Genomic DNA, 25915 nt, shown 5'->3' on the forward strand with positions numbered 1-25915 from the left:
AATGTCAATGCTATATTGACAATCATGGATACTATTATTGGCATTAAAACAATCATAGCGGTTGTTGAAACAGGCTCTTTTACAGCCGCAGGCGACAGACTAGGGCTTTCAAAGGCACTGGTTAGTAAATACGTGGGCATTGTAGAGCAAGACTTAGGGGTTAGATTATTTAACCGCTCCACGCGCAGAATTTCGATTACCGAGGCGGGACAAAGTTATTACGCAAGCGTAGTGCCTGTAATTGAAAGCTACAGCGAAATGCTCGATAACTTATCGGGTCAAACAGCGCTTGCTAGCGGCAAACTTCGGGTGAGTGCGCCGGTGTCGTTTGGCGAATCAAATCTTGCGCCGTTAATGCCTGAGTTACTGAGCCGCTACCCCGATTTAAGTGTTGATTTAGTGCTTTCAGACAAAACAATTGATTTGCTAGAAGAGGGGGTTGATTTAGCAATAAGAATTGGCAGTGTGTCTGACTCTAATTTAATTGCACGGCAAATTACCAGTTACCCTTTAATTTTATGTGCATCAGCCGAATACATTCAGCGTTTTGGCGCACCAATGAGTGTTGATGAGCTTGAGCAACACGCTACGGTGATTGATAGCAACTTTAAAATAGGTCGCCATTGGCCTCTAGTTTCACCAAGTGGTGAGGCATTAACGGCAAGCGTAAACTCGCGTGTTTCGGTTAATAATCCACAAGCTGTAAAAGAGGTGGTTGTAGCGGGTGGCGGTATTGGCTTAATTCCTGAAATAGTGGTGAGAGACGATATTGCATCGGGTAAGCTTGTACAGGTTATGCAAGGTTATAAAACCTTTGAGTTTGGTTTATTTGCTATTTATCCGCATAGAAAGTTTGTGGCTCAAAAGGTTACGTCGTTTATTCAGTTTTTATTTGAAAAGTTTGAAGCTAAAAAATAAAGCTTACTTTAAACCTTACTTTAAAACTGAAAGCCAAACCAAGCCAAAAACAAAAAAGCCTAAAATCAGTTAAGTGATTTTAGGTTTTTTAAAGTAGGTCATTAAAATATCATTTAAAACAGTTGCTTACTTTAAAGTGGCGCTTACTTAAAACAACCACTTACTTTAATATAATAACTGGCACATCGTTGTTTTCGAGCATTTTAATGGTATTACTGCCCACAAAAAACTGCCTTAACTTCGAATGCCCAAAAGCCCCCATAACAATCAAATCAATGTTATTTTGCTCTTTGTATTGCATTAACGAGTCAAAAATATTGCCCTCTAAAAAGCTTGCAGACACTTCAAAACCCATACTACTAAGTTTAAATTGAGCGTTAAGAAATTTCTCTTCTAAGTTCTTCTCATTATTATTAATACTCACTAAATGACAATGAAGCCCATGTAATAAACCGCCATCAATCACTTGTTGCAGTGCTTTGTCGGCTGTTTCGCGACCATCGTACGCAATCATAAATGATTTAGGCTGCTTAAACTTTCCAGAAATAAGCAATATTGGTTGCGAGGCGCTACGCACGAGCGTTTCGATGTGTGAACCAAGTGCATTTAAATCAACACGATGATCAACACCATTTCGACCAATAACGATTAAGCGAGTATCATCTTTAAAATCAATAATAGCGTCGATTACATCACCGTGACGTTTAATTAATTCATAGTTTTGAATATGAGCAATTTTTGCTTTTACAGCAACCGAGTCGAGTAATTCATCTGCTAGTTTTAAAGAAATTTTACTACGGTGTTCATCGAGTTTTGTCATTTCTTCAAGCAAAGCCGATTGAGCACCTAAACCAATCGTACCGGTGTAGTTACCTACATTAGTTTGTTGTATTTTTTCAAGCATATGTATAAAGCTAATTGGTTTATTTAGCTTTTTTGAAGCCCAAATAGCAGCTTCGGTTACAGCGTGTGTAATGACAGAGCCATCGATACAGGTAATTATTTTTTTCATTACATTCTCCTTAATGACCGCCAAGTAGTTTATCGACTTCTTTAGGGTCGTTATGTACGCCAAACTTATCAACAACTGTTTCGGTTGCGCTATTCATACCAACAATATTAACTGTTGCACCTTCGCGTCTAAATTTAATAACCACCTTATCGAGTGACGATACACCGGTTATATCCCAAAAATGTGCATGGGTTAAATCTATAACAACATTTGTTACCGCACTTTTAAAATCGAACGACGCTATAAACTGCTCTGCTGAGGCAAAAAATACCTGACCTACAACTTCATAAGTTACTAGGTTTTTAGTTTCATCGTGCTTAGTTGTAACAACCATAAAGCGACCAATTTTGTTCGCAAAAAACAACGTAGCTAACAACACGCCAACTAAAACGCCAATGGCTAGGTTATGCGTCGCAACAACCACAATAACGGTGGAAATCATCACTACGTTTGACGAAAGCGGGTTCTTTTTTAAATCTTTAACGGATGTCCACGAAAACGTACCAATCGATACCATAATCATTACTGCAACTAATGCAGCCATAGGAATTAAACGCAGCCACTCATCTAAAAACACCACCATAATGATTAAAAATAAACCGGCAATAAAGGTTGAAAGTCGTCCACGACCGCCCGATTTAACGTTAATAATTGATTGTCCAATCATGGCGCAACCCGCCATACCACCAAATAAACCTGCGCCAATATTGGCAATACCTTGACCTTTACACTCTTTATTACGATCGCTCGTTGTATCGGTTAAGTCATCAACAATAGTGGCGGTCATCATGGATTCAAGTAAGCCCACAACCGCAAGACCAATCGAATACGGTAAAACAATTTGCAGCGTTTCGAGTGTTAGCGGTACATCGGGCCATAAAAATATAGGTAGGGTGTCTGGCAGTTCGCCCATGTCGCCAACGGTTCTTATATCAAGCCCTAAAAACAGTGCAAGTAAGGTAATAACAACAATACACACTAAAGGGGAGGGAAGGATTTTGCCAATTGTTGGAATATACGGAAATAAGTAAATAATACCCAAACCCGCTGCAGTCATCGCATAAACATGCCAAGTAACATTAGTCAGCTCAGGTAACTGCGCCATAAATATTAAAATTGCCAATGCGTTTACAAACCCCGTAACAACAGAGCGCGATACAAATCGCATTAACTCACCGAGCTTTAAAAAGCCTGCAAATATTTGTATTACGCCGGTAAGCAAGGTGGCAACAAGTAAGTATTCCAGACCATGATCTTTAACTAGCGTCACCATTAACAGTGCCATTGCACCGGTAGCCGCCGATATCATGCCTGGGCGCCCGCCTACAAAGGCAATAATAACGGCGATACAAAATGAGGCGTACAAACCCACTTTTGGATCAACACCGGCAATAATAGAAAAGGCAATAGCCTCAGGTATTAGGGCAAGCGCCACAACAATACCAGCAAGCACATCGCCACGAACATTAGAGAGCCAATCTCTTTTTACGTGATCAAACATGTAAATAACCTAATTAGTTAGTTTCCCAAAGTATAGGGGAATATTTTATTTAAATAACAATGATTCTCGCGCAGATGGCGATTAAGGTTGCACGTAACGTGCCGATGAAAAAGGGGGGGTTGCCTAGGGCGGCGTAAGTTTCAAGTAAAAAGCTCCTTTTTGATTAGTTTATATTAATAATGCAAACGAATTAAAGGTATCACATATATATTAGCAATATGCTGTTTGGCCTTAAAGACCAAACTTTAATCCAATAATGTTTTTGAATATTTAAAACTCAAACGTAAAACCAAACTCTCTTAGTTTTTCGTACACGTTTATGTCAAAACGGTACAAAGTTGCGGCTCTGTGTGCCACATTGGTCTGTTTTTCTTTGCAGTTTATCAATAAGTTCATTTTTTGAAACTTACGTCTAAAGTTAGGTTTATCGAGTGATTTATTTAAAATCGACTCGTAAATTCCTTGTAGCTCAAGCAGGGTAAATTTTTCTGGAAGTAAGCTAAAACCAATCGGCTCGTGCCTTACTTTATAGCGTAAGTAATCTAAGCCGCTTTTTAAAATATCGGCGTGGTCAAACATTAAAGCCGGTACACTATTTACATCAAACCATTCACATTCTAAAGCATTATCGCCACTCACAAGGTTGGTTTCTTCAAAGCGAACGAGCGAATAATAAACAATAGTAATAATACGTCTAGCTGGGTAGCGGTCTACGTTACCAAATGCACCTAACTGATCTAAATACAGGTTTTCAACACCGGTTGTACTTTTAACGACACGAAGTGCGGCTGAATCTAGGTTTTCATTCTTTCGAACCCAATGACCAATTAAACCCCACTGGCTTGTTGCAAGGCCGCGGTTATATTTAACCAGCAACACCTTTAATTTACCTTCATGAATAGCAAATACAATATTATCTACGGTTAGATTACTAATACAGTCATCAGGAATCGATTCTTCGTCGATGTTGTTAGAAATGCTTGATGTTTTATAGTGCATAAATTACTCAGCCAAAGCTATACGTAGATATTGTTATAAAGACTATTAAGGGTATATAAAAGGTGGGTAAAGCGCAAATAAAAAGCTTTTATAATTCCTATTTAAAACAATCACATCTATTTAATTACTCACTTTATAAACTGTACCTGTTTTTACGCGTACACGCCGATATTCGACTTTGGTTTGGTATTGGTTTTTTATTGAACGGATAATACCTTTGTATGTTAGTAAATTTAACGGCTAATTAGCGTCGTGTATTAAATACATTACTAGCAAATTAAAAATGTAACATAAATGTTTACATGCGCTAAAAATGCATATAGTATTTTTGACTATATCGATTTGCATTGAAAATTGAGCACACATGAACAACACAAAACACACACTCACAATTAAAGAAAAAATAGGGTACGGCCTTGGTGATACAGCCAGTAATATTGTATTTCAAATGGTCGCTAACTTTATGTTGATATTTTATACCGATGTTTACGGTTTATCTGCAGCCGCTGCGGGTACCTTATTATTAGCGGTTCGTTTATTTGATGGAATTACCGACCCAATAATGGGCAGTATTGCCGATAGAACGCGCAGCCGTTGGGGCTCTTACCGACCATATATATTATTTTTAGCCGTGCCTTACGGTGTGTTTGCTTGCTTAGCATTCATAACTCCAGATTTTGATTCTACGGGCAAGCTTATATATGCTTACTTTACTTACGGGCTTTTAATGACGTGTTATACCGCCATTAATATACCGTACGGCGCACTTGGCGCAGTAATGACAAACGACCCTAAAGAGCGTGCATCGCTTCAGTCATACCGATTTGCAATGGCAATGGCAGCGCTGCTTGTAATTGTATGGGCGCTGCCTAAGCTGGTTGCTTTTTTTGGCGACGGTGACGATGTAGTAGGTTACCCGCTAGCAATGGTGTTTTTAGGCGGACTTGCTGCGACTTGTTTTTTACTGTGTTTTAAAATGACCAAAGAAACCAAACAAGTTAAACCCGCGCAAAGTAAAAAGAATGCCTTCCTTGAATTTTTAAGCTTATTTAAAAACGATCAATGGGTTGTTATAGCCGTTATAAGCCTTGCAACATTAATATTAATTGGCGTTAGAGCCTCAGTAGCACCGCATTATATTAAGTACTACGTAGGAGAAGCCTCACTTACTTCTAACTTTTTAACACTCTCAGCAATTGGCTCAGTACTCGGCGCTGTGTCTACCAACTTTTTAACCAAATTTATTGAAAAGAAAACACTATTTATAGTCGCTTTAGTGGTCGTAATTATTTCTCACAGCATGTTTTACGTACTTGAGAGCGACGCCATAGTCACCATTTTTATTGTCTACTTTATTGCTAACTTTGCTCACATGATAATTACCCCAATCATGTTCTCAATGGTGGCAGATACGGTTGATTACGGCGCATTAAAAATTGGCCGTAGATTAACTGCAGTTACGTTTTCGGGGCATTTATTAGCAATAAAATTAGGCTTTGCAATCGGCGGTGCGATTGCTGGCTGGATATTATCAGGGTACGCATACGTGCCTAATCAAGAACAATCAGAACACACGTTATCAGGCATTTTACTCGCCTTTGCTGGCATTCCAGTAATTTGTACCGTGGCATGTTTAATTTTTATAACACGTTACAAACTTACCGAGCCTGAAGTAAAGCGCATTCAAACGCAGCTGGCTGATAACAAAACCATAAACTAATTTAGCAGCCCACTTTGCACCTTTTAAAAGTACAAAGTGGGCAGGCAATACTAGGAGTAAAAATGCAAAATACAGCGCAAGCAGCACCCCCATCTAATGGATTAAGTGACGCTGAACTTAAACAGTTAAAAGACCTACAACGAGCCAACTCGTTAATACAAAATCATAATGTGTTAGTTGATCACATGTATACCGCCGATCCGTCTGCGCATGTGTTTAACGGCAAAGTGTATATTTATCCATCGCACGACATTGAATCAAAAAATGAAATTAATGATAACGGCGACCACTTTGCAATGCGCGACTACCATGTGTTTTCCCTTGACGAAAGCTCAGGCAAAGCCATAGACCATGGCGTAGCACTTTGTGTAGATGACGTAAAATGGGCAAGTAAGCAAATGTGGGCACCCGATGCAGCGCATAAACTTGGTCAGTATTACCTTTATTTTCCGGCGCGTGATCAGCAAGGTATTTTCAGAATTGGCGTTGCAAAAAGTGACAGCCCAACAGGTCCATTCAAAGCAGAAGATGATTACATTCAAGGGACGTTTAGTATTGACCCAGCTGTATTTGAAGATGACGACTCAAGCCATTATTTGTATTTTGGTGGCTTGTGGGGCGGGCAATTACAAAATTGGCAAACGAGCGAATTTAACAAAGAAGACGCGTATCCCAAAAATGGTGAACCTGCAATCCCTGCGCGTGTAGCAAAATTATCTGAAGATATGATCAGCCTAAGCGAAGACGTAAAAGAGGTTGTTGTATTAGATGAGAGCGGCTCGCCAATTACAGTGTGCGATAATAACCGCCGCTTTTTTGAAGGCCCTTGGGTACACAAACACAATGGTGTTTATTACTTTTCGTACTCAACGGGCGATACGCACAAAATTGTATACGCAACAGGCGATAACCCATACGGACCATTTACCTATCAGGGCGTTATTTTAAACCCGGTACTAGGTTGGACCACGCATCACTCAATTGTTAAACACAATGGTGATTGGTTTTTATTTTATCACGACAGCACGTTGTCGGGCGGACAAACCCATTTACGCAGTATGAAAATGGCTAAGCTTGAGCACGACTCAAACGGAAAAATTCAAACAATAAGCCCATATGAACACGCTTAGTAAAAATAGTTACAAACATTGCAAATTATCTGCGTAAGCACCGCTACGGCTTTTATTTGCATAAAAAAGATATAGTCAATATGACCATTAATTTTTATTGTTAATGGTCAAAATAAGAGGAAGCTGAGGACATATGACAAAATGAAAATATTTTAAAGCAAAAAATTAGCACAAAGAATTAGCATAAACGTGCTGTTATTTAACGGTTTTTAGTTAAGTAACACATGTTTAAAACTGGTTGTGGTCTTTGTAAAACGTTTAAAACATACACACACAATAATTATTTATTGACCGTAAAATGAAACAAATAGTTTACAATTATGTTTCGAGTAATTCTTAAAGTCTTGCAGTACGTCAATAATAATTAAATAAGAAAAAGGCATCATGATGTTTAAGAAAAAGATAATTTCAACAGCCATACTCGCTGCAATGGGTACCGTTACGCTTCCTCACCAAAGCTACGCTGCCGAAACTGTTGCCGATGAAGATGTAGAAATAATACAAGTAACCGGCATTAGAGGTTCATTGCAACGCTCTATGGATGTTAAACGCGACTCTTCTGGTATTGTCGATGCAATTTCGGCTGAGGATATGGGGAAATTTCCTGATACCAATCTTGCTGAATCGCTACAACGTATTACCGGCGTATCAATTGATAGAGCGGGCGGTGAAGGTAGCCGCGTAACAGTACGTGGATTTGGACCTGCTAATAACTTAATTACTATTAATGGCCGCCAACTTCCAAATACAACAGGTGACCGCACATTTGATTTTGCAAATGTCGCATCTGAAAGCGTATCGGGCGTGCAAGTTTATAAAACATCAGACGCAAGTGTTACCTCAGGTGGCATTGGCGCAACTATAAACTTAACAACAAACAGACCTTTAAATAGCCCAGGTATAAAAGCATCGTTTGGCGTAAAAGCTGTAGACGATCAATCAACCGACGAGGGTAGCATTACACCAGAGGTAAGCGGTTTATATTCGCAAACATTTGGGGATGACAAGTTTGGTATTTCGATTTCAGGTAGCTACCAAGACCGTGAAAGCGGTATGCAACAGTTTATTCAAGATCAAGGCTACAGAGCATCTGATTACACAAATACAGGATGGGGCGGTGTACCTGCAGGCGCAGAAGGCGGAGCAAACAGACCTACATCAGGCATTTACTCAAACCCGCAACAACCACGTTATGTGTTTGAAGAACGTCAACGTGAACGTGTAAATGGTCAGTTGGTATTTCAATATCAACCTGTTGAAAACATTACAGCAACCCTTGATTACACGGGCTTTAAAACAACCGTTGAAGAGCAGCACACTGATGCCTCAGTTTGGTTTAACTATGCTGGCGACAGAAGTGAATCTGTTTGGGCGGGCGAGCCTAACGCGTACCCACTTATTTACTCAGAAATTTATGACATTCAAAGTGATGCCGATTACCGCGATACGTCGCTTACGGTAGGTTCTTGGGGTCGCGAAGAAAAAACAGATTCATTAGGCTTTAATCTAGAATGGGCGGTATCGGATCAACTTAACCTAGAGTTTGATCACCACAGTTCAAAAGCCTCAATGAAAGCAACTGATCCACGCCACGGTACACGTAACAATATTCAGTTACCGTCGTACACACGTTCACGTACCGGGCTTGATCTAACCGGCGACTTACCCGGTATTGCTATTGGTAACATTGAAAATTTTACCCCAGAAACCATGCGTTTATCGGGTAGCTGGTTTGCAAACGACAAATACGATTCAGAAATCGATCAAACGCAAATTTCAGGTAAGTACTTTTTTGACGACAGTTTAAGTATTGATTTTGGTGTTGCAGTTAATAAAGTAAATAACCATTACCGTCATACACAAGTACAGCGCCCAGATTGGGGTGGTGTTGGTGTTGAGGGCGACTTTTCTGATATCGATTGGCGCCAAGATACTATTTTAGATAAGTTTCAAGCTAAAGCGGGTAACTTTGAAGGCACTGCAACACAAGGCGAATACGATTTATTTAATACAATCTTTTTTGCCGATTTTGATGCGATTGTAAATGCAGCAGAGTACGCAGACCCTATTGCCAACGTAGATAACCTTTATGGTGATTGTAAAGCAGCCGACGGCGCAGCGGCAGGACCAAACGGCGAAGGACAATTTTGTGCTTCAACCGATTGGGATGCAGCAACAAACCGCTTTACTGAAGAAAAAACGCAGTCTGCTTTTGCACAAGTAAACTACAAAGGCGAATTGAGCGGCATGTTCTTCGACCTGCAAATTGGCTTACGCTACGAAAAAACAGACGTATTTTCTAAAGCAACCGCACCAGGTTACAGCCGCGTAGAGTGGAACGAAGATACAGCCACATCAGTAACCGGTGTTACCGGTATTGAAACGCTAAGCCAATCGGCAGATTACAGCCAGTTCCTGCCAAATATTAACTTTAATATTGAAGTTGTTGAAGATGTAATGATCCGTGCAGCAGCGAGTAAAACTATTTCAAGAGCGGGCTACGGTCAGCTTCAAGGCGGTACAACTATTAATACCGGTGGTAGTTTAAGTGGTTATTCGGGTGGCTCTGGTAATCCAGGTCTTAAACCGCTTGAATCAATTAACTACGATTTATCAAGTGAATGGTATTACGACGAAGGAAGCTATATTTCGTTTGGTTACTTTAAAAAAGACGTAACAAATTGGATCACTACAGGCACTATCGACTCAAATATATTTAACTTATATGACCCATTAAATGGTGAAAAATTTAGAGCTGCATCAAGTGCACTAGGTGGTAATGCATCTAACGAAGACATCAGAAATTACATTTTTGAAAACTTTGCTGATGATCCAAATGTGCAGCCTAATTTTGATGAAGATGGTGAATTAGACGGTGGCACAATTGTTGGTGACCCAGACTCAGATGATCCAATTAACTTTAGAATAAACGTGCCTGTAAATGGCGACCAAGAATACACTATTGATGGCTTTGAATTTAATATTCAGCATTTATTTGGTGAGTCAGGTTTTGGCGGTATTTTTAACTACACTATGGTTGACTCAGGCCTTGAATACGACAACGACTCACTAGAGGATACAGAAGCACTAGTAGGGTTAAGTGACACGGCAAACGTGGTGTTCTTTTACGATAAAGAAGGCTTACAAGCGCGTATTGCGTATAACTGGCGCGACTCGTTTTTAAATGAGCGTCGTGTAAATGGCGATTTAACCGCACCAATTTACACTGATGAGTATTACCAAATAGACTTTAACGTAAGTTACGAAGTACCCGCAGTAGAGGGACTTACTGTATTTATTGAAGGTATAAACATTACTGACGAGTACGTAACATCGTACGGGCGTAAGCAAGAGCTGATTTATAACATCACTCAAACTGGCTCTCGTTACGGTTTAGGTGTTCGTTATAATTTTTAATAAATTACCCTTGTAGCAACCTTATAAAAGCCGCATTTTGCGGCTTTTTTATTTGCCTAAATTAACCTAGTAATAATAATACTCACCTGTTATAGTCAATGTGAATTTAACCTATTTGTTACATTTAACTCGTAGCAGTAGGTAAAGGCACACAACAATAATTGGAGCACACAATCCATGGCCAATCATGCATTATTAAATAATGTTGAGCATCAGCATTTAAAAATAAACCCTGCACGTAGTAAACACTTAGGTGACGGGGTTTGGTACAGCGATACATTTGTGAGCGAATTTAGAGTCGCTCAAGCACATTACCCAATATTTTTTACCAAGGACGATACAACAAATACATTTTCGCCGGTGTGTTTGTACGGCATAAATAAAGACGAAAACTTATTTTTAGTAAACCAGCAATGGCAAGCACACTACATTCCGTTAAGTATGCAGCGACTGCCTTTTGCTATCGCGACTCAAAATACAATGCAAAACGGTGTAGCAACGCAAGAGCGCATGCTTAGCATTGATTTAGACTCACCAAAAGTATCAACAAAGCAGGGTATTAACTTATTTTTAGAACACGGCGGGAACAGCGATTACCTCGAAAACGTAATAAATGTGCTCGATAATCTGCATCATGGTTTACAACAAAACCAGCCCTTTATTAAAGCCTTAATTAAACATGGTTTACTTGAATCGGTATCCCTAGAGCTTGATTTAGTAAACGGGCTTAAACATAACTTACTCGGTTTTTACACCATAAACGAAGACACGCTTAACCAACTAAGTAGCGATGCAATTGCGCAGCTGCACTCACAAGGGTATTTAGCGTGTATATACATGGTCATTGCCTCGCAAGTACATGTACGTGATTTAGTCGCGCTTAAAAACGAGCAGCTTATGCTACAAAAGCACGCTGTGTAAGTGCTTAACTATGGAAAATTTAGAAAATAAAATTCAAACGCTTAATGGCTTAACTCCCAGCACCTTGCCCAAGGAGCTTTTAAACTCGTCTGTGCCTATTGTACTAAAAGGGTTTGTAAGCGATTGGCCCCTCGTTATTGCCGCTAAAAAATCTGATGCAGCTGCGATTGATTATTTAACACCGTTTTACGAAGGTTTTTTAGTTAACACTTGCACAATACCTGCCAGTCAAAGCGGGGTTGTAGGGTATAACCCCGATATGAGCGGTTTTAACTTTACTAATCAACAAGCGGCATTTATTAGTGCGCTTGAACAAATAACGCAAAGTGTAAATAACCCACAAGCCGACACTTTATACATTGGCTCTACTAGCATTGCACAGTGCTTACCTGGTTTGGTTAATCACTGCCAAGTTAACGCATTAAACGAAGGCTGTTTATTTAATGTATGGGCAGGCGGAAAAGTTACCGTACCAGCACATTACGACGTAGCGCAAAATTTAGCATGTTGCGTTGCAGGTAAAAGGCGTTTTACTTTATTTGCCCCCGATCAAATAGACAATTTATACATAGGCCCGCTTGATAAAGCACCCGGTGGTCAGCCAATAAGCTTAACTACCACAACTGCGCCCAACTTCACGCAATACCCTAAGTTTGAGCAGGCAATAAAAGCAGCAATTACCGTTGATCTTGAAGCCGGCGATGCCCTTATATTGCCCAGCATGTGGTGGCACCAAGTAGAGGGGCTTGGCAGTTTAAATATACTGTTTAATTATTGGTTTAAAAATACGCCTGCGGTTTATGGTCAGCCTACTAATGCGTTGCACCTTGCTATTTTAAACATACGTAATTTACCAAAGCATGAGCGCGCAGCATGGCAACGTTTGTTTAATTACTATGTATTTGCTGATAACGAATTTACTCACATCCCAGAGCCCGCACAGGCTATTTTAGCAAAGCCAATGGATGAGCTTGCAGCGCGTAAATTAAGAGCCGAATTACAAAATAAATTAAGACGCTAAGCGTACTTGTAAGGTTTGAAATATGAATCAAAATGCAATTAAAAAAATAGTAATAGCAGGTGGCGGCACCGCTGGTTGGATGTGCAGCGCTGCAATGGCAAAGCTGCTAGGTAAAAATATTGAAGTGTGCTTAGTTGAGTCTGATTTAATACCTACCGTAGGGGTCGGGGAGTCTACTATCCCTACGCTGCATATATTTCATGATTTACTAAAAATCAGCGAATCAGAATTTATGGCAGCCACTAACGCCACGTTTAAATTAGGCATATCGTTTGAGGGTTGGAAACAAAACCAGCAAAGCTACTTTCACTCATTTGGTTATGTTGGGCAAGGCTGTTGGGCTGCAGGTTTTCAGCACTTTTGGCTAAAAGGTATGCAACAAGGTGTTGCAGCCGATATTGGCGACTATTGCACAGAGCACGTAGCAAGTCGCTTGGGTAAATTTGCCGTAGTGCCGAATCAAGACCGTAACCATGCTTATCAGTTAGATGCCGGTTTGTACGCTAAATTTTTACGAAATTTTGCAGAGCAAAACGGCGCTAAACGTATAGAAGGCATGGTAAGCAAAGTTAATTTAGAGCCCACCAATGGCTTTATAAAATCGCTTACTTTAGGTGACGGGCAAATTATTGAGGGCGATTTATTTATAGATTGCACCGGCTTTAAAGGTTTATTAATAGAGCAAGCGCTACACACCGGATACGAAGATTGGAGCCATTGGCTCCCGTGCGACAGTGCCGTTGCAGTGCAAACAGAATTAGTAAGCCCAATTGTGCCATACACACGTGCAATGGCACATAAATGTGGTTGGCAGTGGCAAATACCGCTGCAAAGCCGCCGTGGTAATGGTTTTGTGTTTTGCAGTAAATACATGAGCGATGATGAGGCCAAAACAGCGCTCCTCAATAACGTAGAAGGCAAACCTATTAATGAGCCGCGCGTTATTAAATACCGCACCGGTACACGGCGTAAACATTGGAACAAAAACTGTGTTGCTATTGGCTTGGCAAGTGGTTTTATTGAGCCGCTTGAATCAACCAGTATTCATTTAATTCAGCAAAGCATTATAAGATTAATGCAAAACATGCCAACCAAAGCAATCGAGTCGTGCTATCAAGATGACTTTAATAACAAAATGCGCTTTGAAGCCGAAAACATTCGCGACTTTATTGTGCTGCATTACCATGTGACGCAGCGCACCGACAGCGACTTTTGGCGTTACTGTAAAAACATGCCAATACCAGAGTCACTCGCCAAGCGCATTGAGCTATTTAAGCAAAGCGGGCATGTATATAAAGCAGAGCAAGAGCTATTTGGCGAAGCATCGTGGTTACAAGTGATGTTAGGGCAAGGGCTAATGCCGCAAAATTATCACCCCATTGTAGACAGCATGAGCGATGATGAGCTTAAACGATTTTTAGAATCAATAAAAAATCATGTGGCTAAAAAAGCAAATAGCTTACCGAGTCACATTGATTTTATTAATCATTATTGCAAGGCTAAGTAAGTATTATGCTAACACTTGGCAATAACTTACAGCCGCAATATGAGTTTATAGGGCAAGAGCAAACGCCAATTATTATAATTGACGACTACCTAAGTGTGCCGCAAAAACTTATAAACCTAGCGCAAAGTGCTGCTCAAAGTAATGGGGAGTTTAAACCCGACGAACTCACTCAATACCCAGGTTTACGCATGCCGCTTCCAAAGCAATGTGTGGTTGATTACTTAAAGCCTCTTATACAGGGGCTTTATAACGTATTTAATATTGGGAAAACACTTACCCCATACCCAAAAGATAATACCTTATCGTTAATTACTAAAACGGAGCGGCAGCTATCACCAATACAAACCTTGCCACACTTTGATACAAACGATCCAAACTTAATTGCCATTATTCATTATCTTGGAGGGGGAGCGCACGGCGGCACTGGATTTTTTAGACATAAAAAAACAGGGTTTGAATCAATAAGCTCAAAGCGCAAAAACACGTATTTAACATATGCTCAGAAATACCTTGAATTAGATAATGCAAAGCCTAGTTATTGCACCACGCAGCACAGTGAATTTGAGTGCTACAAGCACATAGAATATAAGCCAAATAGGCTTATTGTGTTTCCTGGATATTTGCTGCACACCAGTTTACTTAATACATCTACCGATATTTCGTCGTGTCCACAAACAGGGCGGCTAACGGCCAATATGTTTGTTCATTTTAAATAGGATTACTATGTCTTTTTCTTTACCTCGATTCGCATATAAAGGTTGGCTATTAAGCTTTGTTGTATTGGCGCTGAGTATGGCAACAGTGCAAAAAAGTCATGCTACAGGGTTTGATACCCTCCCTAAAAAGCAATTTAATGTTCTGCTATTTACAAAAACCGCAGGGTGGCACCATAAGTCGCAAACCGAAGGCGTTAAAGCGCTAGAAGGCTTAGCCGATAAGCACTTTTTTAACTTAATTTGGCACGAAGAAAGCCATTATTTTAACGACGATTACTTAAAAAATGTTGATGTAGTGGTATTTTTATCAACCACGGGCGATATTTTAAACCCAAAAGAGCAAGCCGCGCTTGAGCGATTTGTAAAAGCAGGTAAAGGCTTTGTTGGCATTCATAGCGCATCAGATACCGAATACGACTGGCCGTGGTATCAAAAGTTGGTGGGGCGCACCTTTAACATTCATCCTGTTATTCAAACTGGCGTACTAAGTAAAGTGCCTAATACTCGCTTTATTGGCTTAAACCATATGCCGCAGGAAATGCTTTGGACCGACGAGTGGTACGAATTTGGGCCCGAGCTAACTAAGTTAAACTACTTACTCACAGTTGATGAGCAAAGTTACAACCCAACTGCCGATTGGGGTAATAACAAAACAGGCTCAGGTATGGGGGCGTTTCATCCTATTTCGTGGTATCACAATTACGATGGCGGACGCTCGTTTTATACAGCCCTTGGGCATACTAATGCAGTGTATAAAAGTGAGTTTTTAACCGAGCATATTTATGGCGGAATTTATTGGGCTGCAACGGGTAAAGGATTAAAAAAGTAGTAATTAATAAATAACTAATAAATACGCTTTTTAGCACAATTCATGTCGATTCAGGCTGCTTTTTTAAGCGGCCTTTTATATTTTTTAAGCACTTCTTAAACACTTATTAAGCACCTCACACATTTCACTTAGTTTATAAAACAAACAAATAGTTTTGAGAATTACTTGATCAAATGGTCAAAAAGACTATATTAAATTTGCACGCTGATATAATTCAAATAAAGAGGATAAACATGAAAGTATTTTTTAAAATAACAACTTTATTGTTAACACTAATAAGCTATCAATCACTTGCTGCATTTAATAGTAACCCATCGAGTGTAGGCGCCGACAGTTCAGGAGCATACCGTAACCTCGCACAAGAAATGGGTAAAACAAATATACAGCAAAAAGTGAATAGTACTTTTGACAATATGTTTGGCTATAACAACACACAACAACTTTACTACCCGTACACCGAAAACGGTGTTTATAAAGCACACTACATAAAAGCAATTAACCCAGACGAAGGCGACGATATAAGAACAGAAGGGCAATCGTGGGGAATGACCGCCGCTGTCATGCTTAATAAACAAGAAGAATTTGATAACCTATGGCGCTTTGCAAAAGCGTATCAAAAAAATCCAGACAATCACCCTGATGTAAAAAAACAAGGCGTTTACGCGTGGAAACTAAAGCTTAATCAAAACGGCTTTGTTTATAAAGTAGATGAAGGCCCCGCTCCTGATGGCGAAGAGTACTTTGCGTTTGCACTACTTAATGCCTCTGCTCGTTGGGGTAATTCGGGTGAGTTTAACTACTACAACGATGCTATTATCATGTTAAATACAATTAAAAATAAGCTGATGGAAAACCAAATAATCCGCTTTTCGCCTTATTTAGATAACTTAACAGACCCTTCTTACCATATACCTGCGTTTTACGACTACTTTGCTAATAACGTAACTAACCAAGCAGACAAAAATTACTGGCGACAAGTAGCCACAAAAAGTAGAACCTTACTTAAAAACCATTTTACAAAAGTAAGTGATAATCCGCATTGGAATTTACCTACATTTTTATCGCGCTTAGATGGCAGCCCTGTTATTGGCTACATTTTTAACGGCCAAGCAAACCCAGGTCAATGGTATGAATTTGATGCATGGCGCGTAATTATGAATGTGGGTTTAGATGCGCATTTAATGGGTGCTCAAGCGTGGCATAAAAATGCAGTTAATAAAGCACTTGGCTTTTTAAGTTATGCAAAAACAAACAACAGTAAAAACTGTTACGAGCAAGTGTATTCGTACGGTGGTGCGCAAAACAAAGGCTGTGCAGGCGAAGGTCAAAAGGCCGCGAATGCAGTAGCGTTACTTGCTTCAACAAACGCTGGGCAAGCAAATGAATTTTTTAACGAGTTTTGGTCTTTATCGCAACCAACCGGTAGCTACCGTTACTACAATGGTTCGCTGTATATGTTAGCTATGCTGCATGTATCGGGCAATTTTAAGTTTTATAACAACACGTTTAATTAAAATAACACTACCTAAGTAGCAAAAGCCTAAGCGGCAAAAGCTTAGGTAGCAATAACTTAAATAATAAAAAACCGGTGTAACTAAGTTACACCGGTTTTTGTGCTTAACGAGTGAGCTTAACTTTCTCTTTAATACGTTGCTTAACTAATTTAACTAATTTAGCTAATTAGCCAAACCCGCTACTTTTACATCAAGCGTAAACAAGCCCTTAGCGGTAGTTATTAATAACGTTTTTCGGTTTTTACCACCAAAGGCAAGGTTGGTTACATTAGGGCCCAGTTCAATTTTATCGATAAGTGAGCCGCGTGGCGTATAAATATTAATAACACCTTTTTTGTGGCTGCTTACGTAAATATTGCCAGCAGAGTCTACTTTTATACCATCTGGTGAGGTTACTTTAATAAAGTCTTCGCGCGGTGAAATATCACCGTTTTCATCAATAGTGTATTTGCTTACGCGGTTGCTAAAGTCGCCAATATAAAGGGTATGCTGATCTGGGGATAGCGCAACACCGTTAGGCTTTTCAAGCGTAGCGTCAATTAAACTAAGTACGCCTGTATTGCTTAACTTATACACACCGGTATAAGACATTTGCTGAGTGCGTTCGCCTAGTTGCCAGTTAGGATCAGTAAAAAATATATCGCCATTTTTATGCATAGTCATATCGTTTGGCGAGCTAAAGCTTAGCCCATCAAATTTATTGACTATTACGGTATTGGTCTTACTTTTTATATTAATTTTAGAAAGCGACTGAGTTTTATGGTTAAGCGTATAGAGGCTCTCTCCTTTGGCATACAAGCCGTTTGTACCACTGTGTTTTAAATAAGTGGTAAGGGTATTGGGCAGCACTAATTTATAAATGGTCGAATCAGGGCCAAGTGCTTGCGAGCTAGCAAAGTTCATTTCTGAAAAATAAAACGCATTGTCTTGGTTTGACCACGTTGGGCCTTCTAAAAATAAAAGATCGTCACTAACAAGTGTGGGTTTTACGCCCTTTATTAATGGCGACTGCTCATTGCTTGGGTTGTTTACAGCGTTTAACAAAGGCGGGTTTTGAGGTTGTTGTGCCAGCGCTGCTTTATTAAAACAGAGCATTAATACAACTAAGCTTAGTATTTTTTTGTGTGTTTTTAGCATGGACGTTTACTCAGGTTTGTTTAATTTATAATTAATGGTCATTTTGACTATATCATTTATTTTTTTCGTTGTATGATATTTATCGAAAATAATAACGATTCAACGGAGCACACACATGCATAAAACACACACACTCGGCCTGCTTTTACTTGCAGGGTCATTAAGCGTAAACGCTGCACAAGGGCAAGACCCAGCCCCAGCCCTTAAAAACACCTTTGCAGACTCATTTAAAATAGGGGTTGCTGTAAACCAAGATATAGTGACAGGAAAAAACGCAGCCGCGCAGTCAATTATTGCTAAGCAATTTAATACAGTCACCCTAGAAAACGCCATGAAAGCAGAAGTAATTTACCCACAGCAAGGTAAGGTCGATTTTAGTGGTGCAGATGCGTTTATAGATTTTGCCAAGCAAAATAATATGTTTACCGTAGCCCACACCTTAGTGTGGCATAACCAAACGCCCGACTGGTTTTTTACAAATAGCAAAAATGAGCCAAATACCCCAGCACAGCAGCTTGAGCAAATGCGCAAACACATAGAGCTTGTAGCAGGGCGCTATAAAAACAAAGTAGATGCGTGGGATGTAGTTAACGAAGTGATTGCTGATGACGGCTCTTATCGCCCAACTGTGTGGGTTAACCGCGTAGGTGATGGCGATACCATGGTAAAAGCCGCATTTAAATACGCCCAGCAGTATTCACCTAATACCGAGCTTTACTACAATGACTTTAATGCATGGCGACCAGAAAAAAGAGACGGCATTATACGTATGATCAAAATGCTGCAAAAAGAAGGTATCCGCATTGATGGCATTGGCATACAAGCGCACTGGGGGCTTAACTTTCCTGAAATGCAATATATTGAACAAGCCATTGACACCTACGCCGCGCTGGGTATAAAAGTGATGATCACTGAGCTTGATATAGACGTGCTGCCTTTAACAAAAGAAGGGCAGATTACCGGCACCGATATGATGAAACCGCAGTTTCAGCTAGAAGAGTTTGAAACCTACCTCGACCCATACAAAAATGGCTTGCCAAGCGACGTAGAGGCGCAATTAAACGCCCGTTATAAAGCCTTGTTTGAACTGTTTTACGCAAAGCGCGACAAGATAGACCGCGTAACCTTTTGGGGATTACACGATGGTATGTCGTGGAAAAACGACTACCCAATCCCAAACAGAACAAACTACCCATTACTATGGGATCGTAATTTAAACCCTAAGCCAGTTATTAAAACAATTGCTGATGTAGTTAAGTAAATCGCATTGTGTAGTCAAAGCCGAGTATTTTTAAATACTCGGCTTTTTTTGTTTGCAAATTTTTATATGGAGGCAAATAAAAGTCATTTTACTAAGCGATTAGCTGGTAAACCTTGATCTTACCTAAGTAATACAAGCACAAGTATCACTTACACCTTCTCTTTAATTATTTTTATCAGACTCAAATCAAACTCAAAGCATACTCAATATTAAACGGGTCAAATTTTAGCCTTGATCCTTATTGTTAAATAGACTATAACAATGTTGGTTTTAGGTTAATTTTATGATTGCATATTCACACACACGATATAAAACAATAAATTTTAATTTAAACCTTAACTATAACTTTATGATTTTAAATTTATATTTGTACCTTTGTACAAAGTAAATATTAACGTTTGAAGAGATATTAAAATAATAAATATAAATGACTGTTTGTTTTTCTAATTAGTTGTAGTCATATTGAATAATAGATTTTGATAATGCAGTAGAAATACTCTTATCATATTTTATTCACTCAAATGGCTTTACTGCACCTAGTTTAAAAACGACTCATTTATTGCTTTAGTCTAAGGAATAAAAAATGAATAAATCGATTTTTCGTAACACCGGATTAGTGACCTTAGTATCACTATTAATGGCGTGCGGGGGGGATAATAAAGATACACCGGTGCCTGAATCTATACCGGAAGTAGTAGCCCCTGATACTCCAGCGCCTGAAGCGCCAATAGCAGCTGAAATAGCAAATGGTGGGTTTGAAGAAGACACTACAGGGCAAACAACGCCCGTCGGAAATTGGGTATTTAGACCAGATCAAGAATCAAGCGCTACTTCTACTATAGAGATAATTGAATCGCAAGAAGGCGTTAATACTTACAAAGGCACCAAAGCAGCTGAGGTTATTGTTAATACATTGGGTGACAACCCTTGGGGAATTGAAATAGCTTATGAAGACCTTCCTATCACTGGAGGTAAAAATTACGAGTTTAGTGTTTGGGCCAAAGGTGAAGAGGGAACCAGTGCCGATTTTTGGATTCAAACACCTGCGCCAGATTATGGCCAACTTAGCCTAGTAAAAGAAACACTCACAGGCGAGTGGCAAAAAATAACATTAACAGCCGCAACAGCTGAAGCTGACTCCTTAGTTAGGCTGGCAATTCACTTTTCAAAAGAAGAGAACATTAACAAGTCTATATACTTAGACGAATTTTCAGGCTTTATTTTAGACGATGTACCAGCAGAAGAAATACCCGATGTTCAATACAGCGAAGTGACAGCACAAAGTTTAAAAGCATTAGCACCTAATTTTAATATTGGTGTAGCTGTTCCTGCGGGTGGATTTGGTAACAGCATAATAGACAGACCAGAGATTAAAACGATTATTGAACAACACTTTAATCAGCTCTCTGCTGAAAACATTATGAAGCCTACCTATTTACAACCAACTCAAGGTGAATTTTTTTACGATGATTCTGATGAGCTAGTTAACTACGCCAAAGACAACTCACTTACTATACATGGCCATGTTTTTGTTTGGCACTCGCAAATTGCGCCTTGGATGCAGAGTTTTCAAGGTGATAAAGCCGCATGGATAACCATGATGGAAAATCACATCACTCAAGTTGCCACTCACTTTGAAGAAGAAGGCGATAACGATACCGTCGTTAGCTGGGATGTAGTTAACGAAGCGTTTATGGAAAATGGCAAATACCGTGGTGAAAAAACTACAAACGACAGTGCCGACGAATCTGTATGGTTTGAAAATATAGGTGCTGAATTTTTACCGTTATCATATAAAGCAGCAAGAGCAGCCGATCCTGATGCCGACTTATACTATAACGATTACAACCTGATTTGGAATGCAGATAAATTAGATGCTGTTATCAATATGGTTAACGATTTTCACAACAATGGCGTGCCTATTGATGGTATAGGGTTTCAATCTCATATTTCACTTAACAGCCCTGATATTTCAACCATTCAGGCACACCTTCAAAAAGTGGTCGATATTCGCCCTAAAATCAAAGTAAAAATTACCGAGCTAGATGTTCGTATGAACAACGAAGGCGGCATTCCTCTAACTTACCTAACCAGTGAAAGAGCGGACGAACAAAAGCAGTACTACTACGATATTGTTAAAACATACTTAGAAACGGTACCTGAAGATCAACGCGGTGGCATTACTATTTGGGGCGTAATTGACGAGGATAGTTGGTTACAAAACTGGCCAGAGCCAACAACAGAATGGCCACTGTTATTTTTTAATGACTTTACTGCAAAGCCTGCCTTGCAAGGATTTGCTAATGCATTAAAAGAGCTAATTGAAGTAGCTGAACCAGCACCTTCATCAGAGCTGCTAATTAATGGCGACTTTGAAGCTGGGCTTGATTCATGGCAAGCCCGTGGTAGTGTAAGTATAACTCTTGAAACAACCCAAGCCCACAATGGCAATAATAGCGCTTTAGTACAAGGGCGAACTGAAACGTGGAATGGGTTACAAAAGGATGTAAAAGGCTTATTTACAGCAGATAAAACCTATAACGTATCTGCATGGGTTAAGTTATTTGACGACAGCACAACAGTGTCGCCAGGAATAAAACTCACACTACAAATAGAGCACACTAGCACCGAGTACCTTGAGCTTACACCCGTTACTACCGTTAACGCGGGTGACTGGGTACAGCTTTCGGGCACTTACACACATTCAATTACAACGCAGGAAAGCGCCGCTTTACTTTATGTTGAGTCAAGTGAACTCACCGCTGACTTTTATGTGGATGATGTATCGGTAACCTTGGTTGAATAATAAACCTAACTAAAAGTAATTAACCCCGGATTAAATAGTCTGTATTTTTATACAGACTATTTTTTTGCGCGGACTTTAATTATTTTATGCAAAGCGCAGTAGGGTAGCCAACGTTACTTTTTGGGGTTGTGTGATAGCGCTTAAATAAAACGATTACAGATGAAGTTAAGTAAACCGCATTGTGTAGTCAAAGCCGAATATTTTTTGTTTTTGGGAATTTTCACAAAGAGAAAAGAATGAGAAGAAAATGAGAAGTGCCCCATGACTTTTAAGCATCATGATAAGCAAAAAGAGCTTAAAGTTTATAACTAGCAATAGGTTATAGTATTTGGTACTAATGTAGTTAAAGAGCATGCTGTAATCATAAAGTGAAAAAGAATTTTTGATTGAGCTTTTATTTGAATCTCTAATTGGGAATTTTATTGAATGATTAATATTTTAGGAAATTTTGCTAGATTAGAAGAGCTTTTTTTGATGCTTGATGCAAAATTATCCGAAATAGATTTAGCGATTCAAAGTTCAGCAGACCCTGATTCAGATGGCTTATTTGATCAGTCAGAATATTATGTTGGTCTTGGTTTTGTTGCTGCGCAGCAATGCTTAGTCGAAACAGTTATTTTTTCAGGTTTAGGTAAAAATAAAAAAGCATATAAATTAGGTCCTCGTCACCGTTGTGGAATTGCTTATGTAGCAGCAATAAACTCTGCCGCTGATTGGTGGAAACATGAAGCAGAATGGTAGGTTGATTTGGGTATAATTAAAAATTCAAATGCTACAACTGTAAATAACGTTCTAGTCATTTCAAATAGTAATAGTTATCAACTATCGAACCTTTTATTCGCATTATCAAATAATAAGGAAATAAAGCTAAAGTGTTTGTTGCCAATAATTACAGAATGGGAACATGCGTTAACTAATTGGAAGAACAAATAAGAAGTTGCCAAGACACATTTATTCTTTGAGGGGGCTTATATAACCTTATTTAGGAATGGTTATTTTTTCTCTTACTCAAAATAGCCTGTGTTCTGATCCAACATCAGGCTGTTTTGTTTTCCTCTAAAAGCGAAGTGCCTCTTAACCTCTTTGTGCATAATTCACTTAGTCTATTTCACTAAAAAGCCACTAAACCTACTTAGCCTGATACCTCACGACTACAAACTTAAGTGGCACATCGCCATTGTTATAAATGCCATGTACGTCATTAGGCGCTGCAAATAAAATATCCCCAGTATGAGCAGGCTGGCTTTTGCCATTAAGCGTCCACGTGCCAGAGCCTTCAAGAATCATTAGGTATTCTTCATCAGGATGCTGGTGGGCAGGATGTATTTCGTTATTAGGTTTAATAACCGCAACGCCTGTAATAGCACCTTTAGTGAGTGGTGTATCGCCATAAAAATAAGTATGAAAATCACCGCCTTCGTAGTGAGTAATGTGCGCGTCTTTTTGACTCACAATAGCTGATGTAAGTTGTGTGGGTTTATCTGCTGCGTTTACAGGCAATGCTATGGTGGCTGCGGCTGTAAGTAATACGCCGGTTACACAATGTTTAACTGTTAAATGGTTCATGGTTGTAATCCTTATTATTTAACGCTTAGGTTAATTAAATAAACCCAGTCGTTGTTAGGTGTGTTGGGTGGTGTTGCCAGTTGTGTACTCGTTGCGGTATTTACACAAAAGCGTTTGCCGTTTATGTAGTTGTTAGTTCGTGGGTTAAACCAGTCGAGGGTGTAACACGCATTTGGTAATGTGACCTGAGCTTGGCTTGCGTTACTAAAATAAAATAAGTAAAACACTGAGTTATCACTTAACGTCCAGCCTGTTTTTGTAAGCTCTGGGGTGGGTGTAAGCTTTGTAAATGGCACGTATTTTTGAAAAAACGCAACAGCGTTGGTCATCGCTAAATAGTAATTTTTGTAAGGCGTTAAATCTTGTTCAACAAGGTCGCCGCCACCGCCTAAATAAAACTCAATACCTGCGCCACCTGCCATAAATGAGGCCCACACGTTACTTTTACGCCACGTATCTACATTGTTTGCATACTCATAAATATAGGCTTCGTCCATGGTGATCACCCACGGGTGAGGAATATTTTGAGTAAGCTGGCGGTACTTTAAAACATCGCCGTAAGTGGTGTTTGTTTTAAGTTCACCTTGTAAGCTTGCCCCTGTGTAGGCGGGGTAGCCCAAAATGTTGTCGTTTGGTTTATCGTAAATGTGGTAGTCGAGCGACGGGCCGTTATGGACCACTATATGCTCAGGGTAGTAGGTGAGTGATTGAAAGTAATCGGCAAATTGCTTTCTTTGTTTTGTGGTATTAGCTTTTTGTTGTTTATCGTCGCCGCTTGGATCTTGCCAGCCGTTTTCTTCGCCTATATTCCACGTGGTTGCTAAATGATAGCCAAAGCGGGCAAATAACTCGCGATAGTAAATTTTGCGACTAACAGCAAAGTCGTTTTTAAGCTGGCTTTCGTTCCATTCATACAGTGATTCGTTTTCGGTTTCGCTCATTACAAAGTGAGTCATTATGCCTTTTTGCTGCATGTGGCTAAATACAATATCCCACTGAGCTAATTTAGATACATCGTAGCGTGTGGTTTGGGTTTTGCTAAGCCATGGCCAAACTTGGTCGCCATCGCCGTAGGCGTTCATGGTTAAAAAGTAATACGCGTTAATGTTAAGCGACGCTAAATAATTAATTAGCCCAATAATGCCTTTAGAAGATTGATGAATACTGTTATCAGTCTCTGTATTGATTGTTTGCCATGTAGGGTCGCTATTTTGCCAATGCTTTATGTGCGCTTGGTAGTTACGCTTTGTGGGAGTGGCATCAAACCCTGAAAAGCCAAGCAGCACTTCTGGACTGTTAGCACCTGCTTTTAAAAAGTACTCTTTTGAGCCATTAAACTGCAAATAAGGTTTATTAACGTATTCAAGCTTACCTTTGCTTTTAAAGTCTTTACTGCTGGATGACTTAGTGGCGGCGGTAACATTAAACTCGCCTGTTTGTTTATCAAAAAATCCGGCTGATTGCTCGTTTGTAACAGTATTTAATGGCACGCTTGCGATATTACTGCCTTTAACAAATGAGAGTGTATAGCGCCATTTGCCAAGTTCGTTGGGCGAAAACAAAACTTGCCATTTGTTGCCTGCTGTTGCATGTGTTTGAGCTGTGTTTGCATCGGCTGCATAATATCCAGGTACTGTATATTGCCTGTTAGTGGGGCTGATAAATGTTGCATCTAAGCGGTAGTCGGTAAAGGGGTTAGGCGTGGCAAGCTCGCTGGTGTGCGGGCCTTCAAGGGTTAAGCTTAATTTATGCCAAATGGGCACGTGAGTGCAGGTTTGCTCCGCGCGAATTAGGGCGCTGAATATAAATGAGGCGAAAAATACGCTAATTAACAGAAGCCGTTTTATTGTTATTTTTTTCATGTGTATCCTTGCTAATTTTGTTGCTAGTAAAGTGTGTGATTAAGGAATGTATGCTGTGTTATTTTTGTTCAGTCTATT

At 39.6% G+C, this 25915-nt stretch carries 19 protein-coding genes; 13 read left to right on the forward strand and 6 right to left on the reverse strand.

What is annotated here, in order from left to right; translation table 11 throughout:
- Window positions 1-24: 24 nt before the first annotated feature.
- A complete protein-coding gene (locus I6E82_RS08525) occupies window positions 25-918 on the forward strand; it encodes a LysR family transcriptional regulator (RefSeq protein ID WP_197117541.1) in 894 nt (297 codons plus the stop codon).
- A 160-nt stretch (window positions 919-1078) separates the two neighbouring features.
- Here the strand turns inward: I6E82_RS08525 and I6E82_RS08530 are convergent, their stop codons facing one another.
- From I6E82_RS08530 to I6E82_RS08540, 3 genes are all read right to left on the reverse strand, one after another.
- Window positions 1079-1930, reverse strand: a complete 852-nt coding sequence (locus I6E82_RS08530) for a universal stress protein (protein ID WP_197117543.1) — start codon at window positions 1928-1930, stop codon at window positions 1079-1081.
- Between the two features lie 10 nt (window positions 1931-1940).
- Window positions 1941-3431 (reverse strand): SulP family inorganic anion transporter, encoded by a 1491-nt coding sequence (locus tag I6E82_RS08535; protein WP_197117545.1) that lies wholly within the window; start codon window positions 3429-3431, stop codon window positions 1941-1943.
- Window positions 3432-3701: 270 nt separating this feature from the next.
- Window positions 3702-4430 carry an NUDIX hydrolase gene (locus I6E82_RS08540; protein ID WP_024599007.1) on the reverse strand — a complete coding sequence of 243 codons (729 nt, stop codon included), beginning with the start codon at window positions 4428-4430 and terminating at the stop codon, window positions 3702-3704.
- Between the two features lie 364 nt (window positions 4431-4794).
- Here I6E82_RS08540 and I6E82_RS08545 point away from each other — a divergent pair, with 364 nt between their 5' ends.
- The 9 genes from I6E82_RS08545 (at window position 4795) to I6E82_RS08585 (ending at window position 17205) form a co-directional block, all read left to right on the forward strand.
- Window positions 4795-6150: an MFS transporter gene (locus I6E82_RS08545; protein ID WP_197117547.1), complete on the forward strand. Its 1356-nt coding sequence runs from the start codon at window positions 4795-4797 to the stop codon at window positions 6148-6150.
- A 62-nt stretch (window positions 6151-6212) separates the two neighbouring features.
- Window positions 6213-7280, forward strand: coding sequence for a glycoside hydrolase family 43 protein (locus tag I6E82_RS08550; protein WP_096793272.1), 1068 nt, complete (start codon window positions 6213-6215; stop codon window positions 7278-7280).
- Between the two features lie 387 nt (window positions 7281-7667).
- Window positions 7668-10697 (forward strand): TonB-dependent receptor, encoded by a 3030-nt coding sequence (locus tag I6E82_RS08555; RefSeq protein WP_197117549.1) that lies wholly within the window; start codon window positions 7668-7670, stop codon window positions 10695-10697.
- Between the two features lie 177 nt (window positions 10698-10874).
- Window positions 10875-11618, forward strand: a complete 744-nt coding sequence (locus I6E82_RS08560) for a SapC family protein (protein WP_197117551.1) — start codon at window positions 10875-10877, stop codon at window positions 11616-11618.
- A gap of 10 nt (window positions 11619-11628) precedes the next feature.
- Window positions 11629-12639: a cupin-like domain-containing protein gene (locus I6E82_RS08565; RefSeq protein WP_197117553.1), complete on the forward strand. Its 1011-nt coding sequence runs from the start codon at window positions 11629-11631 to the stop codon at window positions 12637-12639.
- A gap of 22 nt (window positions 12640-12661) precedes the next feature.
- On the forward strand, window positions 12662-14146 hold the full coding sequence (locus I6E82_RS08570; protein WP_197117555.1) for a tryptophan halogenase family protein: 1485 nt from the start codon (window positions 12662-12664) through the stop codon (window positions 14144-14146).
- Between the two features lie 5 nt (window positions 14147-14151).
- Entirely contained in the window at window positions 14152-14862 is a 711-nt protein-coding gene (locus tag I6E82_RS08575; protein ID WP_197117557.1) for a DUF6445 family protein, read from the forward strand.
- Window positions 14863-14869: 7 nt separating this feature from the next.
- Complete coding sequence (locus I6E82_RS08580; RefSeq protein ID WP_197117559.1) at window positions 14870-15691, forward strand: ThuA domain-containing protein; 822 nt, start codon at window positions 14870-14872, stop codon at window positions 15689-15691.
- A 233-nt stretch (window positions 15692-15924) separates the two neighbouring features.
- Entirely contained in the window at window positions 15925-17205 is a 1281-nt protein-coding gene (locus I6E82_RS08585) for a glycosyl hydrolase family 8 (protein ID WP_197117561.1), read from the forward strand.
- Window positions 17206-17367: 162 nt separating this feature from the next.
- On the opposite strand, the gene I6E82_RS08590 is transcribed toward I6E82_RS08585, so the two are convergent.
- Complete coding sequence (locus I6E82_RS08590; RefSeq protein ID WP_197117563.1) at window positions 17368-18342, reverse strand: SMP-30/gluconolactonase/LRE family protein; 975 nt, start codon at window positions 18340-18342, stop codon at window positions 17368-17370.
- 115 nt (window positions 18343-18457) lie between these two features.
- Between I6E82_RS08590 and I6E82_RS08595 the strand changes: the two genes are divergently transcribed.
- The 3 genes from I6E82_RS08595 to I6E82_RS08605 all read left to right on the forward strand — a co-directional run bounded on the left by I6E82_RS08595 (window position 18458) and on the right by I6E82_RS08605 (window position 23150).
- Window positions 18458-19603 carry an endo-1,4-beta-xylanase gene (locus I6E82_RS08595; protein WP_197117565.1) on the forward strand — a complete coding sequence of 382 codons (1146 nt, stop codon included), beginning with the start codon at window positions 18458-18460 and terminating at the stop codon, window positions 19601-19603.
- Between the two features lie 583 nt (window positions 19604-20186).
- Window positions 20187-22409 (forward strand): endo-1,4-beta-xylanase, encoded by a 2223-nt coding sequence (locus tag I6E82_RS08600; RefSeq protein WP_197117566.1) that lies wholly within the window; start codon window positions 20187-20189, stop codon window positions 22407-22409.
- A gap of 426 nt (window positions 22410-22835) precedes the next feature.
- Window positions 22836-23150: a hypothetical protein gene (locus I6E82_RS08605; RefSeq protein ID WP_197117567.1), complete on the forward strand. Its 315-nt coding sequence runs from the start codon at window positions 22836-22838 to the stop codon at window positions 23148-23150.
- A 387-nt stretch (window positions 23151-23537) separates the two neighbouring features.
- Here I6E82_RS08605 and I6E82_RS08610 read toward each other — a convergent pair whose 3' ends face one another.
- Together I6E82_RS08610 and I6E82_RS08615 are read right to left on the reverse strand one after the other, a co-directional pair.
- The gene (locus tag I6E82_RS08610) at window positions 23538-23975 is read right to left on the reverse strand and encodes a cupin domain-containing protein (protein WP_165721796.1); all 438 of its coding nucleotides are present in this window, start codon (window positions 23973-23975) and stop codon (window positions 23538-23540) included.
- A gap of 14 nt (window positions 23976-23989) precedes the next feature.
- A complete protein-coding gene (locus tag I6E82_RS08615; protein ID WP_197117569.1) occupies window positions 23990-25837 on the reverse strand; it encodes a DUF5060 domain-containing protein in 1848 nt (615 codons plus the stop codon).
- Between the last annotated feature and the right edge of the window lie 78 nt (window positions 25838-25915).

The organism is Pseudoalteromonas sp. NZS11, assembly GCF_015864765.1.
Classification (GTDB): domain Bacteria; phylum Pseudomonadota; class Gammaproteobacteria; order Enterobacterales; family Alteromonadaceae; genus Pseudoalteromonas; species Pseudoalteromonas arctica.